This window comes from Nesterenkonia halophila (assembly GCF_009467795.1).
Lineage (GTDB): Bacteria > Actinomycetota > Actinomycetes > Actinomycetales > Micrococcaceae > Nesterenkonia > Nesterenkonia halobia.
Map to the genome: position 1 here is coordinate 290834 of NZ_WIAX01000012.1, position 17213 is coordinate 308046.

The following is a 17213-nucleotide window of genomic DNA, read 5'->3' on the forward strand; positions in this document are numbered from 1 at the left end:
TCGATATGCCGTTGTATCACGGACCGGCCGGACGGCGGTCGGACGCGCCGCCCGTGGCCCTCCGACGTCATCGACGTCACCATGGTCTGTCCTGCTCCTCGCCGACGAACGCGTCGTAGGACTCGCTCTCCTCGCCGGTCGGCGCGACGTTGCGGGTGCTGAGCACCTGCGCCATCACGTCGTGGAAGGTGTCGGTGACCGTCCAGTCCTTCCAGTCGCCCTGCGGCCGGTGCACGGTGACCGAGACCAGATACTGCGGGTCGTCCAGCGGCGCGACGCCGACGAAGGAGGTGGTCAGGCCGTCGAATCCGCCCGCCTCGCCGGCGGCCTGCCCGGTGCCGGACTTGCCGCCCACGCGATATCCGGCCACTTCTGCTCCGCCGCCGGTGCCGTGGTCGACGACGCCCTCCATGAGCTTGAGCATCTCCTGCGAGGTCTCCGACGAGAAGACCCGCTCGGACTCGCCGGCGTCGTAGGGCTGCTCCTCGCCGTCGGGGCCGATGGTCTCCGAGATCAGCCGCGGCGGCACATGCACGCCGTCGTTGGCGATCGTCTGGAACTGGTTGAGGTTGTGCAGCACCGTCGAGGTGTACCCCTGGCCGAACTGGGTCGTGAACGGCTGCCGGGAGTCCCATTCCTCCGGAGACCGCAGCAACGAGGTCGCACTGGTCGGCATCCCGACGTCGAGCTCGCCGCCGAGTCCGACCTCGCGCATCCAGTCGTAGCGCGTCTGCTCCGACATCTGGTTTCCGATCATCACAGTGCCGGTGTTGTAGGAGCGGGCGAAGATGCCCGCCGCTGTCATGTCGTAGGTGGAGTGGTTCATCGAGTCGTGGATGACCTGGCCGTCGAATTCCTTCTCGTGCGGGACGGTGTAGGAGTCCGTCGGCGAGACCACTCCTTCCTCCAGCGCGGCGGCGAAGGTGATGGCCTTGCCGGTGGAGCCCGGCTCGAAGTCCTGGGTCAGCGCCAGCGGGCGGCGGAAGAGCTCGTCGGTGGCGCCGGGGTTCGACGGGTCGACCGTCTGCGAGTCGGCCATCGCCAGGATCTCGCCGGTCTCGACGTCCATGACGGTGACGTTGCCCCACTCGGCGTCGTACTGGTGGGTCTTCTGCGCGATCGCCTCCTGGGCGAACCACTGCAGGTCCTGGTCGACGGTCAGCTGCACGTCGCTGCCGTCGACCGCCGGGATCTCCTCCAGCGTGGCGGTGGGGATCCTCACCCCGTCGGCGCCGACTTCGAAGACCCGCTCGCCGTCCTCGCCGGAGAGCACCTCCTCCTGGGAGAGCTCGAGGCCGTCGAGCGGCTCCCCGTCGGAGCCCACGTAGCCCAGGATCGAGCCGGCCACCGAGCCGGAGGGATAGGTCCGCTGGGCGACCTGCTCGGCGTTCAGCCCGGGGATGCCCAGATCCATCGCCCGGCGGCGCTGCTCGGGGGTCACCGAGCGCGCCACCACCGAGTAGCGCTCGTCGCCGGTCATCCTCTCCCGCAGGGTCTCGACGTCGGCGTCGAGGATCTCGGCCAGCTGACCGACGGCTTCGTCCACGGACTTCGTGGTGACCAGCCCGGTGGCCTCGTCCCGCACCCGGTAGTCGTCGACGAGCGTCTGGTCGACGGCGAGGTCGTAGCGCTGCACGTTGGTCGCCAGCACGTCGCCGTCGGCGTCCAGGATGTCGCCGCGCTCGGCGGGGACGGACTGGCTGCGCAGCCGCTCGGAGACGGCGGCCTGCGCCTGTCCCGAGGGGTCGAGCCCCTGGACCTGGAAGAGGCGCAGCCCGAGGACGGCCACCACCGCCAGACAGACGCACAGCACGATGCGCAGCCGCCACGAGACCATCGCCTCGTGCCGCCGCCGCCGGGTCGTTCCGCCCGTGGTGCTCGTCATCGTTCGTCCTCCTGCGCCGGCGTGGCCCGCCGGCTGTGCTCAGCCCCTCACGCCGTCGGGCGCACCCTGCGGCGCACCCTGGTGTGCGACGTCCCCGCTCAGTCCAGCGACGGCGCCGGGACGGTGCCGCCGTCGAGCCGATCGGCGGAGACCTGCCGGTCATCCTCGCCCGCGGCGCCGCTCTCCGGCGGAGCCGTCGAGGAGCGGGCCAGCGCGTCCAGCGCCGCGGCCCCCAGCGGTCCGGAGGGGGCCGCGGCGGCCTCCTCGGAGACGTCCATCGGTGCCGTGCCCTCCTGCCCGGGCACCGTCGGAGCCGCCACGAAGCTCGAGGGGCGGTCGCCCGAGTCCGCGGCCTCGGCCGATCCGACCACGGCGCCGGACTGCAGATCGAAGGCTCCCGAGCGGGCGGGCATGACCATGCCCAGCGAGACGGCGCTGTCGGAGAGCACCTGCGGGGATTCCAGGTGCTGGACCTGCTGGGCCAGCGCCTCGTTCTGCTGGACCAGCTGCTGGCGCTGCTCGCTGAGCTCGACGACCCGATACTGGGTCGTCGAGATGTGCACGTTGATGGCGAGCACGGCGATGAGCGCGGTGACCATCAGCCCGATGATCCCGCCGACCAGCCCGCGGTGGCGACGACGCAGGCGCGGCAACGCCTGCAGGGCCGGTCGCGTCGCGCGCAGCGGGGAGCGCTGAGCGTCGCCCGGGGTCTCCGGAGCGACACCGGAGAATCCCTCCGGCTCCGGGGCGGCCTGTGTGCTCATGTCGTGCTCCTCACAGCTCTGATCTTCTCAGCGGACCGCAGTTTCGCGGAGGCGGCGCGCGGGTTGGCGGCCCTTTCGGCGTCGTCGGGGGTCTCGGCGCCGCGCGTGACCGCACGGAAGGTGGGCTTGTGCTCCTCGAGCTCGACGGGCAGGCCCACCGGCGCCGAGGAGGTGGTGCGGGCGGAGATCGCCCGTTTGACGATCCGGTCCTCCAACGAGTGGTAGCTCAGCACCACCAGCCGGCCGCCGTCGGCCAGCGCGTCCATCGCCCGCGGCACCGCGTCGGCGAGGACGTCGAGCTCCCGATTGACGGCGATGCGCAGCGCCTGGAAGGTCCGTTTGGCCGGGTGTCCGCCGGTGCGCTTGGCGGCCGCCGGCACTGCGGCGTCGACGACGGCGGCGAGGTCGGCGGTGGTGGCGAAGGGGCGGTCGGCGCGGCGAGCGACGAGGGAGCGGGCGATCCGGCCGGCGAACTTCTCCTCGCCCCACTCGCGCAGGATGGTGCGCAGCTCGGCCTCGGAGACCCGGGCCAGCAGCTCGGCGGCGGTCTCGTCCTGGGAGTCCTCGCCGCCGTCCATGCGCATGTCCAGCGGGGCGTCGTAGGAGTAGGCGAAGCCGCGCTCGGCCTCGTCGAGCTGCAGCGAGGAGACGCCGAGGTCGAAGAGGACGCCCGCGAGCCCGCGGCCGGCCGGGAGATTCTCGGCGGCGACCTCGTCCACCCGGTCGTAGACCGTGCGGACGCCGCGAAGCCGGTCGCCGTAGGCGCTGAGACGCTCCCCGGCCAGCTGCAGGGCCTGCGGATCGCGGTCGAGCCCCAGCACGACGACGTCGTCCTCGACGGCGAGCAGCGCCTCCGCGTGGCCGCCCATGCCCAGCGTGGCGTCGACGACCACGGGGGTCTCGCCGGCGGCGCGGGCGGCGTCGAGGCCGGGCCGGAGCAGCTCGAGGCACCGGTCGCGCATGACCGGGACGTGCCGCTCGGACGCCGCGCGCTCGCTCATCGTGCCTCCGTCATCGGGTCGGGGCCCTGCGACCGGTTCCCCCTCCGCTCCGGGGCCGCCTGACACCGGGGAAGGGATGTCAGGATGCGCCCGTCGCGGCGGGAGGACCCGCCCCAGGGACCGGGGGCCGTCCTCGCCGCCCTAGAAGAGTCCGGGGATGGCTTCCTCGTCGGTGGACGAGAACTCCGTCTCCTTCTCCTCCAGGTAGGCGTTCCAGGCCGCGGTGTCCCAGATCTCGGCGCGGTCTCCCGCGCCGATCACCGTGACCTCGCGGTCGAGGCCCGCGTACTCCCGCAGGGTGCCCGGGATGGTGATCCGGCCCTGCTTGTCCGGCACCTCGTCCGAGGCGCCGGAGAGGAACACGCGGATGTAGTCACGTGCCTGGCGTGAGGTCAGCGGGGCCTGGCGCATCTGCCGGTGGACGTTCTCGAACTCCTCGGCGGAGAACACGTAGATGCACCGCTCCTGTCCGCGCGTGAGGACCAGCCCGTCGGCCAGCTCCTCGCGGTACTTCGCGGGAAGGATGAGACGTCCCTTGTCGTCCATCCGAGGTGAGTAGGTGCCGAGAAACACAGCTCCCACCGCCTCACATGGTCGTGTCGGACCGCCTCCATAGACCCTGTTGCCCTCTGACGCCCCCACTTTACCCCACTTCGCCCCACTTTCAACCATGATTTGCCACAGATCCGCCGGAACACTCCGCAGCGGCCTGCGGAACAGCCTGCTGACATGGGGATTCTGCAGTGGAGGACCGTGGAGCGCCGTGGGGAGGACAGTGGAGGGAACTCGGCGGCACGGCAGGGCGCCGCATTGCCGGACCGGTGCCGCGCCGACGGCGGCTGGGGCGCGCCGGTGCCCTGTCGTGCCGCGCCAGGACACGGATCGCGGGGGCCGCGGCGCGCCGGCGTCCCCGTCCCTTGCGCCGCTCGGAAGCCCCCGGAGGCCGAGGCCGGATCAGGCGGAGTGGAGGGACGGGGAGGAAGGACGCATGCCCCCCCCGGACACGACGAAAGCCCCCGCAGTCGCTGCAGATCAGCGACCGCGAGGGCCTGCGGAGAGGTCTCGGGAGTCGGCGGAGCGGTCCGGAGCGCCGCCGGTCACTCCTGGCGCCGGCGCTCCTCCCAGCGCTCCTCGAGTCCGCTCATGAAGCTGCCGGAGGGGCTCGGCGCCGCCCCGCGCGGTCCGCCGCCTCCGCCGCCCCCGCCGGAGCCGCCGTCGCCGCCCGAGGAGGAGCCGCGGCCGGAGGAGGTGCCGCCGGTGGTGGCGAAGTACACGCCGCCGCCCATGATCAGGAAGCCGCCGACGCCCACCGGGATCCACTGGTTGTAGATGCCGAGGATCAGCACGACGAGGCCGACCACGGCCACGAGCAGGCCCAGCACCAGCCGACGCACGTCGACCGTGCCGGTGGGCGCGTCCTGCATGGACGTCGCGAAACCGGGGTCCTCGGTCTGAAGCTGCTCCTCCAGCTCCTTCAGCATGCGCTGTTCTCTCTCTGAGAGTGCCATCGTGGGCTCCTTGCAGTTGCCGGCCGATCTCCCGGGCGCCCTCGGCGCCGTGCCAAGCAGTCATTCCGCCTGGGTGCTCATTCTACCGCCTGATCGGCGCGCTCACCTAGCCGTGGTCGCGCTCCTCTCCGGGCTCCGTGCCGGGCTCCGTTCCGGCACCGTCGGGAACCTCGCCCCTGCGCGACGTCGGGCGGCGGAGCAGCGAGGCCGGCGCCACTCCGCCCGGGTAGCGGGCGGCGACGGCGTCCAGCGCCTCCTCGGCGTCGATCCAGTTGGTCTCGGTCCGGTCGAAGCTCAGCTGCAGACCGGCGTCGCCGCCGCTGAGCGCCTCGGCGCGCAGCCCGATCAGCCGCACCGGCTGGGCCAGCGCGCCGAGCCCGTCCAGCAGGCCCGCCGCCTGCCGGTGGAGCACCAGCGCCGACTGCGTGCTGTGACGCAGCGTGACGCTGCGGGTCAGCGTCTCGAAGTCCCGATAGCGCAGCTTGAGGCCGACCCGGCCGGCGGCATGCCCGCCGGCGCGCAGCCGGGAGGCGACCCGGTGGCTGAGCCGGAGCAGCTCGGCCAGCAGCTCCTGGCGGGAGTCGACGTCCTCGGCGAAGGTCTCCTCGGCACCGAGGCTCTTCTCCTCGCGGGAGGTCTGCACGCCGCGGTCGTCCTCGCCGCGGGCGAGGGCATGCAGCTGGTCGCCGATCGCGCCGAAGCGGGCGTGCAGCATCTCCGCCGGCGTCTCGGCGAGCTGCTCGACAGTGGTGATGCCGAGGCGCTCCAGCGCCTCCGCGGTCTTCGCCCCCACGCCCCAGAGCGCCCGCACCGGCAGGCTGTGCAGGAACGCGAGCCGACGGCGCGGCGGGACCAGCAGCAGGCCGTCGGGCTTGGCCCGGGTCGAGGCGATCTTCGCGATGAACTTCCGGTCGGCGATGCCCACGCTGCACGGCAGGCCGAAGCGCGCCCGGGTCTCGGCCCGGAGGTGCCGGCCGATCTCCTCGGGGTCGCCGAGCCGGCGCCGTGCGCCGGTGATGTCCAGGAATGCCTCGTCGACGCTGAGCTGCTCGACGGCGTCGGTCACCTCGCCGAAGAACGCCATGATCGACGCCGAGATCTCGCGATAGCGTCCCTGGTGCGGCGGCAGCACCAGCGCCTCCGGACTGAGTCGCCGAGCCCGGGCCAGCGGCATGGCCGAGCGGACGCCGTCGGCGCGCGCCTCGTAGGAGGCCGAGAGCACCACTGAGCGGCCGCTCTCCTGGGCGACGATCAGCTTGCGCCCGCGCAGCTCCGGACGCTCGAGCAGCTCGACCTCGACGAAGTAGGCGTCCATGTCGACATGAGCGATCACCCGTCCCGGCTCCCCGCCGCCCGACGGCGCCCCTGTGCTGCCTGCCATGGGGGCCACGATACCGGCCGGCGGGGACACGGCCGACGGCGCCCTCGACTAGGCTGGGTGCGGCCGTCGACGCACAGGAGGAGCAGCATGACCAGCCCCGATCCCGGGACCCCCGCGGCGCGGACCGGGCCCCCGGACGGCGCCGCATCCGCCGATGCGGCCCAGCGCCGCCAGATCGCCCGGGTCTCGGAGGCCTGCGCGACGTTCCTGGCCGCCCGCGCCGAGGAGGTCGACGACGTCTCCCCCGCCGGCGCCCCGCTGGTCGAGGCGCTGACCGAGCTCACCCGCGGCGGGAAGAAGATGCGCGCCGTGCTGGCCTGGATCGGCTGGCGGGCCGCCGGCGGCTCCCCCGACGCCGTGGCGCCGGTGCGGCTCGGCGCCGCGCTGGAGCTCTTCCAGGCGGCGGCGCTGATCCACGACGACGTCATCGATCGCTCCGACACCCGGCGCGGGGCGCCCAGCGCGCACCGCCGGTTCGAGCAGCTGCACCGCGGCGCCGCCCATCGCGGCGAGGCCGGGCACTTCGGCGTCAGCGCCGCCGTCCTCGCCGGCGACCTGGCCCTCTCCTGGGCCGGCCAGGCCTTCGGCGAGGCGCAGGACGCCGCCGCGGCCGAGCGGACCGGCGCGGAGGCCGACGACGCCGGGCGCGAGGCCCGGCTGCGGTTCCACCGGATGCACACCGAGGTCATCGCCGGTCAGTACCTGGACGTCCTCGACGAGGTCCGCGCCCCCGCCGCCTCCGCGAGCGAGGCCCTCGACCGGGCCCGCCGGGTGCTGCGCCACAAATCGGCCCGCTACTCGACCGAGCATCCGCTGGTCCTCGGCGCGGCCCTGGCCGGAGCACCCGCCGCACTGCGCGAGTCGCTGGCCGCGGCCGCGCTGCCGACCGGCGAGGCCTTCCAGCTGCGCGACGACCTGCTCGGCGTCTTCGGCGACCCGGAGACCACCGGGAAACCGGTGGGCGACGACCTGCGCGAGGGCAAGCGCACCGAGCTCATCGCCCACGGGCTCTTCGGCGCCTCCGAACAGCAGGCGCGCGAGCTGGAGGCGATGCTCGGCGAGCCCCGGCTGACGGCCGCCGAGGTCGAGCGCGCCCGCGAGATCCTCCTCGGCGCCGGCGCGGTGGAGGCGGTGGAGGCCTCGATCGCCGAGCTGGTCGCCGCCGCCCGGACAGGCACCGAGCAGCTGCCCTCGCTCGGCGCGGCCGACGACGTCGTCGCCGACCTCCAGGCGGTCGCCGACCGGCTCGTCCGGCGCAGCCGCTGACCACGAGGGGCGCCTGCGGCTCACGTCCGGACAGGTTCGCTACCCTGGTCGGCGTGAGCACCGAACACTCCGACCCCTGGATCGGGGCGACCATCGACGGCCGCTACGCCGTCCGCGACCGCGTGGCGCGCGGCGGCATGTCCACGGTCTACCTGGCCCATGACACCCGCCTGGAGCGCGACGTCGCGCTGAAGGTGCTCTTCCCGCATATGGCCGAGGACCGCAAAGTCGTCGACCGCTTCGAGCAGGAGGCGCGCAACGCCGCGCTGATCTCGCACGACAACGTCGTGCGGATCCTCGACCAGGGGCAGACGCGCGAGACCGCCTATCTGGTCATGGAGCATGTGCCCGGCGCGACGCTGCGCACCCTGCTCAAGCGCGGACCGATGACGCCGCGGCTGGCGCTGACCTACGCCGAGGCCGTCCTGCAGGGTCTGGCCGCCGCCCACCGGGCCGGGCTGGTCCACCGCGACATCAAGCCGGAGAACGTGCTGGTCTCGCGCGACGGACGCATCAAGCTCGCCGACTTCGGCCTCGCCCGCGCGGCGACGCACCATTCGGGGACCAGCACGCTGATGGGCACCGTCGCCTACATCTCCCCGGAGCTGCTCTCCGGCGAGGGCGCCGACGAGCGTGCCGACATCTATGCCGTCGGCATCCTGCTCTACGAGATGCTCACCGGCGTCCAGCCCTACGTCGGCGAGTCCCCGGTGCGCGTGGCCTTCCAACACGTCAATTCGGTGGTGCCGCCGCCCTCGGAGACGGTGCCGGGGCTGGCCGCCGCCCTCGACGAGCTGGTCCGCGCCGCGACGCGTCCACGCGCGGCGGACCGTCCGGCCGACGCCGACGCGCTGCTGGAGCTGATGCACCGTCTCGCCGCCGACCTCGACGACGACCAGCTCGACAGCGCGCCCTCCCCCGCGCCGGCCGTCCCCGCGGCCGGCGGAGCCGCGGGCGCCGGAGGCGCCGGCACGCCGCAGGAAGCCGGCAGCCCCGATCCGGACGGGGCGGAGGAGACCGTCGCCGAAGGCCCCGCCGACGCCGCCGCGACGGCGACGCGTCGCGCGCCCGCCGGTGCCGCGGCAGACCTCGACGCGACCACAGTGCTGGGCACCGGCGAGGACTTCCCCACCACGCAGGACGCCGCGGCCTGGGACGACGACGTCGCCGCCGCGCTGCAGACCGCCCGGTCCGGCGCCGACGACGACGCCGAGGAGGACCGGCAGACTGTCGCCGAGGTCCCCACCGACGCCTTCCGGGCCGATCCCGACGCGCTCGCCGCCGCCTCGACGCCCGCGGAGGCCGCCGAGAGCGAGGCGCAGCCCACGGAGGCCCTCGCGGTCTCCCGGCCGGCGGCCGCTCCGGAGCGGCATCACGACGAGCCGTTCGCCGCCGCCGTCTCCCCCGATGCGGCGCGGGGACCGCACCGTCCCGGCCAGGGAGCGCCGGAGCCCGCCCAGGACACCGGCGAGTTCTCCGCGCAGGGCGCCTCGCCGCGCCGCGGACCGCGGCGTCGCTCCGGAGCCGGCCCGCTGGGTCCGTGGGGCGACCGCGTCGCGGAGCGGCTCCGCCGTCGCGACCCGCACGCCGTCGAGCGCCGGGAGCGGCAGCGTCCGACGGTCGCGCTGGCGCGGCCCACGGCCACGCGCCGCTGGCTCATGGTGGCGCTGCTGCTCATCGGCACGGCGCTGCTGATCCTGCTCGCCTGGCACCTCGGGCTCAGCCCGGGGATCGTGCCGAGTCTGGGCGACGAGGCCGGCCCGCCGTCGAGTCCGGCCGCCGTCGCCGGCACGACAGACGCCTCCGCGGCGAGCCTCGTCGGGAGGCTCGCCGCGGAGGCGTCGGGAGTCGTCGGAGCCTGACGGGGCCCGGGATCCTCAGCGGCGGCTGAGCGCCTCGGCCACCAGGAAGGCCATCTCCAGCGACTGCTTGTGGTTCAGCCGCGGGTCGACCAGCGACTCGTAGCGGCCGTCGAAGGCGGACTCGTCGATGACGTCCGAGCCGCCCAGGCACTCGGCGACGTCGTCGCCGGTCATCTCCACATGCAGCCCGCCCGGGTAGGTGCCCAGCGCCCGATGGACCTCGAAGAAGCCGCGGACCTCGTCCATGATGTCGTCGAAGCGCCGGGTCTTGTAGCCGTTCTTCGCAGTGATGGTGTTGCCGTGCATGGGGTCGGTGACCCAGACGACCTGGGCGCCGGAGTCGCGGACTGCTTCGACCAGCGGCGGCAGCTTCTCGCGGATGTTGGCCGCGCCCATGCGCGTGATGAAGGTCAGTCGGCCCGGTTCGCGGTGCGGGTCCAGCTTCTCGATCAGCGCCAGCGCCTCCTCCGGCGTGGTCTTCGGCCCCAGCTTCACGCCGATGGGGTTGTGCACCCGGGAGAGGTAGTCGATGTGGGCGCCGTCGAGGTCCCGCGTCCGTTCGCCGGCCCAGAGGAAGTGCCCCGAGGTGATGTACGGCTCGCCGGTGCGCGAGTCGATGCGGGTCAGCGCACGCTCGTAGTCGAGCAGCAGCGCCTCGTGGGCGGCGTAGAACTCCGTGCGCTTCAGCCCCTCGAACTCCACGCCGCAGGCTTCCATGAAGCGCACGGCCCGGTCGATCTCGCCGGCGATCTGCTCGTATCGCGCGTGGGCGGGGTTCTCCATGAAGCCCTTGTTCCACTGCTGGACCGCCCGCAGGTCGGCGAAACCGCCCTCGGTGAAGGCGCGGACCAGGTTCAGCGTGGACGCCGAGGTGTTGTAGGCCTTTACCATGCGGCGCGGGTCCGGCTCGCGGGACTCCCGGGTGAAGTCGAAGCCGTTGACGATCTCGCCGCGGAAGCTGGGCAGGGTGACGTCGTCGCGGGTCTCCTCGTCCGAGGAGCGCGGCTTGGCGAACTGGCCGGCCATCCGACCCATCTTCACCACCGGCAGCGAGGCGCCGTAGGTCAGCACCGCGGCCATCTGCAGCAGCGTCTTGACCCGGGCGCTGATCTTGTCGGCGGTGGCGCCGTCGAAGCTCTCGGCGCAGTCGCCGCCCTGCAGCAGGAAGGCCTCCCCCTGGGCCACGCGGGCCAGCCGGCGCTTGAGGTTGTCCACCTCGCCGGCGAAGACCAGCGGCGGATTCGCCGAGAGCTCCGCCACCGAGGCCTCGAACTCCGGGTGGGAGTGCCAGGTGGGCTGCTGGCTCAGCGGCAGGCGGCGCCACTCGTCGAGCCCGGGATAATCCGCGGCACCGGTGTGCAGGATCTCTCCGGGCGCGGTCAACGGGGTCTCGGCGGGGTTCTCAGGCGTTGCAGTCACGGCACCAGACTACGGGGCGGCGCCGAGGCTGACCAATGGTGCCGCAGGACCGTCCGGCATCTGGACGGCGTGCCGTAGGCTCAGCCGGCCGATCCCTCCGGGGCGGGCCCTGCGTCGCGGTTCTGCTTCGCCTCGGCGTAGAGCGCCTCGACCTCCTCGGCGCAGTCCTCCATGACCACCGGCCGGCGCAGCTTCATCGACGGTGTCAGGTGCCCCGTCTCGACGGTGAAGTCCTGCCCCAGCACCCGGAAGGCCCGGATCGACTCGGCCTTCGAGACGCCCTCGTTGGCCCGGTCCACCGCGTCCTGGGCGGCCTGCCGGACTGTGTCGAGGCCGGCGGCCTCGGCCGCCGGGATCTGCGGATCCAGGCCGTGGCGCTCCAGGAATCCGGGCAGGGCCTCCTCGTCCAGCGTGAGCAGCGCGGCGACGAAGGGGCGGGCGTCGCCGACCACCACGGCCTGGCTGATCAGCGCGTCGGAGCGCAGCGCATCCTCCAGCGGCGCCGGCGAGACGTTCTTGCCGCCGGCGGTCACCAGGATCTCCTTCTTCCGCCCGGTGATCACCAGGCAGCCGTGCTCGTCCAGATGCCCCAGATCGCCGGTGCGGAACCAGCCGTCGTCGGTGAAGGCCTCGGCGTCCAGGTCCGGCCGGCCGTGGTAGCCGTGGAAGACGCAGACGCCCCGCCCGAGGACCTCGCCGTCGTCGGCGATCCGCACCCCACAGCCGGGCAGCGGCGGGCCGACGGTGCCGATGCGCAGGTCGTCGGGAACGTTGACCGTCAGCGGGGCGGTGGTCTCGGTGAGGCCGTAGCCCTCCAGGATGGAGAGCCCGATGCCGTGGAAGAAATGCCCCAGCCGCTCGCCCAGCGGGCTGCCGCCGGAGACCGCGTGGGTGACGCGGCCGCCCATGCGGCGGCGCAGCTTGGAGTAGACCAGCGCGGAGAACAGCCGGTGCTTGACGGTGAGGGCCAGCGGGACGCGGCCGGCCTGCCGCGCCCGCGACCAGTCGACCGCAGTCTGGGCGGCCTTCTCGAAGATCTCCCCCTTGCCCTCGTCCTGGGCCTTGGTCAGGGCACCGTTGTAGATCTTCTCGAAGAGCCGGGGCACCGCCAGCAGGAACGTCGGGCGGAAGGTCCCCAGGTCCTCGACCAACTGCTTGATGTCGGCGGTGTGGCCGACCGTCGCGCCCGAGGCGACCGCCAGCACGGAGATGAACCGCGCGAAGACGTGCGCCAGCGGGATGAACATCACCGTCGACTTCTCCGGGTTGATCACGTCGCCGAGCCGATGCATGGCCTCCAGCGAGAGCTCGGCGAAGTTGCCGTGGCTGAGCACGCAGCCCTTCGGCCGACCAGTCGTCCCGGAGGTGTAGATCACCGTGGCGGTGTCGGCCAGCCCGGCCCGCGAGCGCCGCTCCTCCACGACGTCGGCGGTGACACTCTGCCCGTCGGCGCGCAGCGCCTCCAGGTGCCCGGCGTCGATGCTCAGCACCTCACGCACCCCGGCGAGCTTCTCCTGCTCGACGGCACGGTCGACGACGCCGGCGTGGGTCTCGCCCTCGACGAGCACCAGCGAGACGGCGGCGTCCTGGACGATCCAGGCCACCTGGGCCGGCGAGGAGGTCTCGTAGATCGGGACGGTCACCGCCCCGGCGTACCAGATGGCGAAGTCCAACAGCGTCCACTCGTAGCGGGTCGACGACATGATCGCCACCGAGTCGCCGGGCTCCACACCGCGGGCGATGAGCCCGGCGGCCAGGGCGGCGACGTCGTCGCGGAACGCGCGCGCCGAGATCTCGGTCCATTCACCCGGAGTCACCTGCCGGGCGAAGAGGCTGTTGTCGGGGTCGCGGGCGACCTGGCGCTCCAGCAGATCCGTGATGTTCAGGTCTGCGGGTGCGGCGGTCCGGGACGGGACGACGTGTTCCTTCACAGCGCGACTCCTCTGTCGGATGCTCGGTCGGACGACCCGCGGGCGAGGCGGGCCCCTGTGCTCTGCCTCACATGGTCTACTCCACAGTAATGTCCCCCGGTCATGCTGTCCACGCGGGCCGTCGACTCAGACCTGGGCGCCGTCCCCGGATCCGCCGCCGCGGCTGCGCGGCATCTGCAGGAAGAGCACCACCAGGCCGAGCACGGCGACGGCGATCAGCGCCGGGGCCAGCCAGGACGGCGCGGCCCCGGGGACCCACGCGGTGATCAGCACTCCGACGATCCCGCCGAGGGCCATCAGCGCGCCGAGCACGACGCCGGGACGGGCGCCGGCCAGCGGATTCTTCGGATTCGGCGGGGTGAAGTCGTCGGCCTCGTCGAGGCTCCAGTCGCGCGGCCCTCGGCCGCCGACGGGGCGGGATCCCCCGTGTCGGTCGAACACGGCACTGGGCTCGTCATCTCGGTGCGGGCTCATCGGTCCTCCGCCTCTGCTGTCTCGTCGTTCCGCGGGACGCGCCGGTCGGCGGCCCCGGTGAGGAAGCCGCGGACCTCCGCGGCCACCCGTTCGGCGTCATGGTCGAGGGTGGCCACGTGCCGGGACCGGCGGAGCACGACCTCTCGCAGGCTCGCGCCGGTCAGCCTCTCCCCCAGACTAGCCGCCGCCGCGCGCGGAAGGACACCGTCCTGCGCCGAGCGGAGCAGCAGCACCGGCGCCTCGACGGCCCCCAGCTCGGCGCGGACCTCGGCGGCGAGCCGGTCCAGCTCCGCGACGCCGCGCACCGGCGTGCGCGGATACGCCTCCTCCCGGACGCCGACGCGGGCGATGTCGCCGGCGATGGACCCGACGCTGGGCAGCAGCCGCCACAGCAGGCGGGCCGCGAGCCCCTGGCCGGGGCGCAGCCGCAGGGCGGGGTTGATCACCGCGGCCGCGCTGACGGGCCGACGGGCGGCGACCTGCAGCGCCAGCGTCCCGCCCATCGAGAGGCCCGCCACGCCGACGGTGCGGCAGCGCCGGGCGAGCCCGTCCCAGGCGGACAGCGCGGCGTCGGTCAGCGCCGCCCGCGGCGTGCCGGCCAGGTCGCGCCATGCCGTGCCGTGCCCGGGCAGCAGCGGAGTCTCGACGAGGAAGCCGGCCTGCTCCAGCGCCTCCGCCACCGGGGCCATGGTCGACGGCGCCGAGGTGAAGCCGTGGAGCAGCAGCACGCCGTCGGGCCGGGCGGGGTCCTGCTGCGGAGTCGCGCGCCGTGCCTCGCGGCGCGGCGCGTCGGGCAGTGCGGCGTCCTCCCTCATGCGGTCCAGACTACGGGGCGGGCCGCTGGGAGGCGGGACCGCCGCCGTCCCGCGAGCCACCCCTGCCGCCTCGGGCCGCCAGACCGTAGAGTGGTGCTCGTCCGGCCCCTCGTCGGCCGGGCACCGGCCGCCCGACTCTCCGTCCAGCTCTCCGCCCGGCCCTCGGGTCCGGCCCCTCCCCGGGCCGTGGCGCCCGCCGCCGCGTCCGCCGATCTGCTCGCCGATCTGCCCGCCGAAGGAAGGATCCGCCCGCCCGTGTTCTACTACGTCGCCAAAACCTTCGCCGTGGGGCCGCTGGCCAGGACCCTGTTCCGCCCGTGGGTCAAAGGCCTCGACCACATCCCGGAGGACGGGCCGGCGATCCTGGCCTCGAACCATCTGTCCTTCTCCGACTCGATCTTCCTGCCCGTCATCGTGCCGCGGCCGGTGCGCTTCCTGGCGAAGAAGGACTACTTCGTCGGCTCCGGGCCGAGCGGCTGGCTGACCCGGAAGTTCTTCGACATCACCGGACAGATCCCGATGGACCGCTCCGGGGGCCGCGCCAGCCAGGACTCGCTGAACGCCGGTGAGCGGGCGCTGCACGAGGGCGCCCTGCTGGGCATCTACCCGGAGGGCACGCGCAGTCCGGACGGCCGGCTGCACCGGGGCAAGCTCGGCGTCGCGCGGATGGCGCTGAAGACCCGCGTCCCGGTGATCCCGGTGGCGATGATCGGCACCGACAAGGTCCAGCCGATCGGCCGGAAGGTCCCCACCCCGGGGCGTCGCGTGGGCGTCATCATCGGCGAGCCGATGACCTTCGATGCGCACTACGACCACGTCGACGATCGCTTCGCCCAGCGGGCGGTCGCCGACGAGATCATGTACCAGATCATGCGCCTGTCGGGGCAGGAGTATGTGGACGCCTACGCCGCCGACGTCAAGCGACGCCTGGAGGCCGGGGGCGCCGCCGGCTGAGTCGACGCCGCCCCCGGTCCCGTCGGGACAGGACCGGTCAGAGGCCGGCCTGGTCGAGGATGCCGCGGCACGCGGAGAAGGCCTCGTCCTGCTCCCAGGACTCGGCACCCTCGGTGTGCTCGACCAGCGTGCGCTGCAGCGTGCAGTAGGAGGACTTGCGCTCGTAGTCGCCCTCCATGATCAGCGCGTCGCCCTCGCCGGGGAATGTGCCCGGGACCCAGCTGTGCTCGTCGAGAGTGCCCCACACGGTGAAGGAGGTGCAGCCCTCCACCGCCAGGCAGGCGTCCAGGACCTGCGCGTAGCGCTCGGCGGCGCCGGCGCGGTCCTCGGGGCTCATCTGCCCGTCCTCGCCGATGGTGCCGCGGACGTCGATCTCGGTGACGGCGGTCTTCAGGCCCAGGGCGTCGAAGCGCTCCATGTTGGCCTGCAGCGAGTCGTCGAAGCCGTACTGCATGCTCAGGTGCGACTGCGCGCCGAAGCCGCCGACCGGGACGCCGCGCTCGAGCTGCGCGGCGGCCAGCTCGTAGTAGGCGTCGGTCTTCGCGTTGATCCCCTCGGCGTTGTAGTCGTTGTAGAACAGCGTGGCCCCGGGGTCCTCCTCATGGGCCCAGCGGAAGACGTCGTCGAGGACCTCCGGGCCGAGCTCGCGCAGCCAGATGTTCTCCTCGGTGCGCAGCTGGCCGTCGCCGGTGAAGATCTCGTTGGCCACGTCCCACTGGTCGATGCAGCCGGCGTAGCGGCTGACCACAGTGCGCACGTGGTCCTCCAGGATGGCGTGCAGCTCCTCGGCGCTGTAGTCGCCGTCCTCGAGCCAGTCGGGGTTCTGCGAGTGCCAGAACAGCGCGTGGCCGCGGACGTCGATGGCGTTCTGCTGCGCCCAGGCGACCACGGCGTCGGCCTGCTCGAAGTCGTACTCGCCCTCGGCGGGACGCAGCGACTCCCACTTCAGGTAGTTCTCCGGCGTCACCGAGCTGAAGTCGGCGGCCAGCACGTCGCGGTACTCGGCGTCGTCCGGGAAGGGGTCCGGGTAGTCGGCGTCGGCATGGTGGCCGCCGCCGGCGGCGATGGTGCCGATGACCATGCCCTCGGGAGCCACGGCGGCCAGGCTGTCGCGCGCCGGCTCGGACGCGCCCTCCGCGGAGCCGAAGCGGCAGGCCTCGCCGCCGGCGGCGTGGTCCGGGCGGCCGGGCGTGCCGGCGTGGTCGGGCCGGCCGGGCGTGCCGGCGTGCTCCGGGGCGTTCGCGGAGCGCTGCTCGGCGCCGACGCCGTGCGGGCCCTGGCCGCCCGGATCGGCGCCGGCGGCGCCGCCCATCGTCAGGGTCAGGGCCGAGGCGCAGAGCGCCGCCGCGGCGGCCCGTCGGAAGATGGCCGATGGCATGGGAACCTCCTGAATCGAATGATCCGATCAGACAGAACCGGCGGACTCACCACGGCGTGACGTGCCGCACGTTTTGTCTTTCGATGAGACTATTCAAGGCCCACTGGGGTGTCAACGCTCACAGGAGGCGCTCCCCCGCCAGAAGATCCGGAACGGGACGGCGGGAGGGAGCGGCGGAGGGGCGGCGTCATCACGGCCGATCGACAGGCCGGGCGCACGACAGAAGCCCCGGGCCGATCCGCTGGGGATCGATCCGGGGCTTCTGCGACTCGTGCGCGAGGGGGGACTTGAACCCCCACGCCCGTGAAGGCACTGGCACCTGAAGCCAGCGCGTCTACCTATTCCGCCACTCGCGCGAGCGTCGCTCCGACGAACTGCTCGGAACCCGACTCACGGCCTTCCGGCCGCTCGCCGTTCCGGCCTCTCCGCCGAACAACGGAATCCATCTTATACACGAGAGGAGGCGCATGCATAATCGAGAGTCCGTGACGCCGACCACACCCTCACTGCAGCATCGTCTTGTCGTCGAGCACCGCACCCTTGAGCCTCGAGAACTCCGCCAGCAGATCCTCCGG

General features: G+C 73.2%; 14 protein-coding genes and 1 tRNA gene. 3 read left to right on the forward strand and 12 right to left on the reverse strand.

Annotation, left to right across the window (positions count from 1 at the left end; all coding sequences use genetic code 11):
* Nucleotides 1-76: 76 nt before the first annotated feature.
* The 6 genes from GCL72_RS06870 to dinB all read right to left on the reverse strand — a co-directional run bounded on the left by GCL72_RS06870 (nucleotide 77) and on the right by dinB (nucleotide 6539).
* A complete protein-coding gene (locus GCL72_RS06870) occupies nucleotides 77-1885 on the reverse strand; it encodes a peptidoglycan D,D-transpeptidase FtsI family protein (RefSeq protein WP_153143946.1) in 1809 nt (602 codons plus the stop codon).
* Nucleotides 1886-1983: 98 nt separating this feature from the next.
* A complete protein-coding gene (gene ftsL, locus GCL72_RS06875) occupies nucleotides 1984-2649 on the reverse strand; it encodes a cell division protein FtsL (protein WP_153143947.1) in 666 nt (221 codons plus the stop codon).
* Entirely contained in the window at nucleotides 2646-3650 is a 1005-nt protein-coding gene (rsmH, locus tag GCL72_RS06880) for a 16S rRNA (cytosine(1402)-N(4))-methyltransferase RsmH (protein ID WP_153143948.1), read from the reverse strand. Before rsmH ends, ftsL begins: the two co-directional genes overlap by 4 nt.
* Before the next feature lie 141 nt (nucleotides 3651-3791).
* Nucleotides 3792-4223, reverse strand: a complete 432-nt coding sequence (gene mraZ / locus GCL72_RS06885; RefSeq protein ID WP_153143983.1) for a division/cell wall cluster transcriptional repressor MraZ — start codon at nucleotides 4221-4223, stop codon at nucleotides 3792-3794.
* A 524-nt stretch (nucleotides 4224-4747) separates the two neighbouring features.
* Nucleotides 4748-5158, reverse strand: a complete 411-nt coding sequence (locus GCL72_RS06890; RefSeq protein ID WP_153143949.1) for a DUF3040 domain-containing protein — start codon at nucleotides 5156-5158, stop codon at nucleotides 4748-4750.
* A gap of 106 nt (nucleotides 5159-5264) precedes the next feature.
* On the reverse strand, nucleotides 5265-6539 hold the full coding sequence (dinB, locus tag GCL72_RS06895) for a DNA polymerase IV (protein WP_246161057.1): 1275 nt from the start codon (nucleotides 6537-6539) through the stop codon (nucleotides 5265-5267).
* Between the two features lie 87 nt (nucleotides 6540-6626).
* Here dinB and GCL72_RS06900 point away from each other — a divergent pair, with 87 nt between their 5' ends.
* Both GCL72_RS06900 and GCL72_RS09785 read left to right on the forward strand, forming a co-directional pair.
* Complete coding sequence (locus GCL72_RS06900; protein WP_153143950.1) at nucleotides 6627-7805, forward strand: polyprenyl synthetase family protein; 1179 nt, start codon at nucleotides 6627-6629, stop codon at nucleotides 7803-7805.
* A 53-nt stretch (nucleotides 7806-7858) separates the two neighbouring features.
* Nucleotides 7859-9667 (forward strand): protein kinase domain-containing protein, encoded by a 1809-nt coding sequence (locus tag GCL72_RS09785; protein ID WP_246161058.1) that lies wholly within the window; start codon nucleotides 7859-7861, stop codon nucleotides 9665-9667.
* 15 nt (nucleotides 9668-9682) lie between these two features.
* Here the strand turns inward: GCL72_RS09785 and GCL72_RS06910 are convergent, their stop codons facing one another.
* The 4 genes from GCL72_RS06910 to GCL72_RS06925 all read right to left on the reverse strand — a co-directional run bounded on the left by GCL72_RS06910 (nucleotide 9683) and on the right by GCL72_RS06925 (nucleotide 14306).
* Nucleotides 9683-11050, reverse strand: coding sequence for a class II 3-deoxy-7-phosphoheptulonate synthase (locus GCL72_RS06910; protein WP_153143985.1), 1368 nt, complete (start codon nucleotides 11048-11050; stop codon nucleotides 9683-9685).
* A 116-nt stretch (nucleotides 11051-11166) separates the two neighbouring features.
* The gene (locus GCL72_RS06915) at nucleotides 11167-13017 is read right to left on the reverse strand and encodes an AMP-dependent synthetase/ligase (RefSeq protein ID WP_153143951.1); all 1851 of its coding nucleotides are present in this window, start codon (nucleotides 13015-13017) and stop codon (nucleotides 11167-11169) included.
* Nucleotides 13018-13143: 126 nt separating this feature from the next.
* Nucleotides 13144-13491 (reverse strand): hypothetical protein, encoded by a 348-nt coding sequence (locus tag GCL72_RS06920; protein WP_153143952.1) that lies wholly within the window; start codon nucleotides 13489-13491, stop codon nucleotides 13144-13146.
* Nucleotides 13488-14306, reverse strand: coding sequence for an alpha/beta hydrolase (locus tag GCL72_RS06925; protein ID WP_153143953.1), 819 nt, complete (start codon nucleotides 14304-14306; stop codon nucleotides 13488-13490). Before GCL72_RS06925 ends, GCL72_RS06920 begins: the two co-directional genes overlap by 4 nt.
* 255 nt (nucleotides 14307-14561) lie before the next feature.
* Between GCL72_RS06925 and GCL72_RS06930 the strand changes: the two genes are divergently transcribed.
* The gene (locus GCL72_RS06930; RefSeq protein ID WP_153143954.1) at nucleotides 14562-15260 is read left to right on the forward strand and encodes a lysophospholipid acyltransferase family protein; all 699 of its coding nucleotides are present in this window, start codon (nucleotides 14562-14564) and stop codon (nucleotides 15258-15260) included.
* A gap of 37 nt (nucleotides 15261-15297) precedes the next feature.
* On the opposite strand, the gene GCL72_RS06935 is transcribed toward GCL72_RS06930, so the two are convergent.
* Together GCL72_RS06935 and GCL72_RS06940 are read right to left on the reverse strand one after the other, a co-directional pair.
* Nucleotides 15298-16638: an endo-1,4-beta-xylanase gene (locus GCL72_RS06935; protein WP_153143955.1), complete on the reverse strand. Its 1341-nt coding sequence runs from the start codon at nucleotides 16636-16638 to the stop codon at nucleotides 15298-15300.
* A 272-nt stretch (nucleotides 16639-16910) separates the two neighbouring features.
* Nucleotides 16911-16994 (reverse strand) — tRNA-Leu (locus GCL72_RS06940).
* Nucleotides 16995-17213 lie beyond the last annotated feature (219 nt).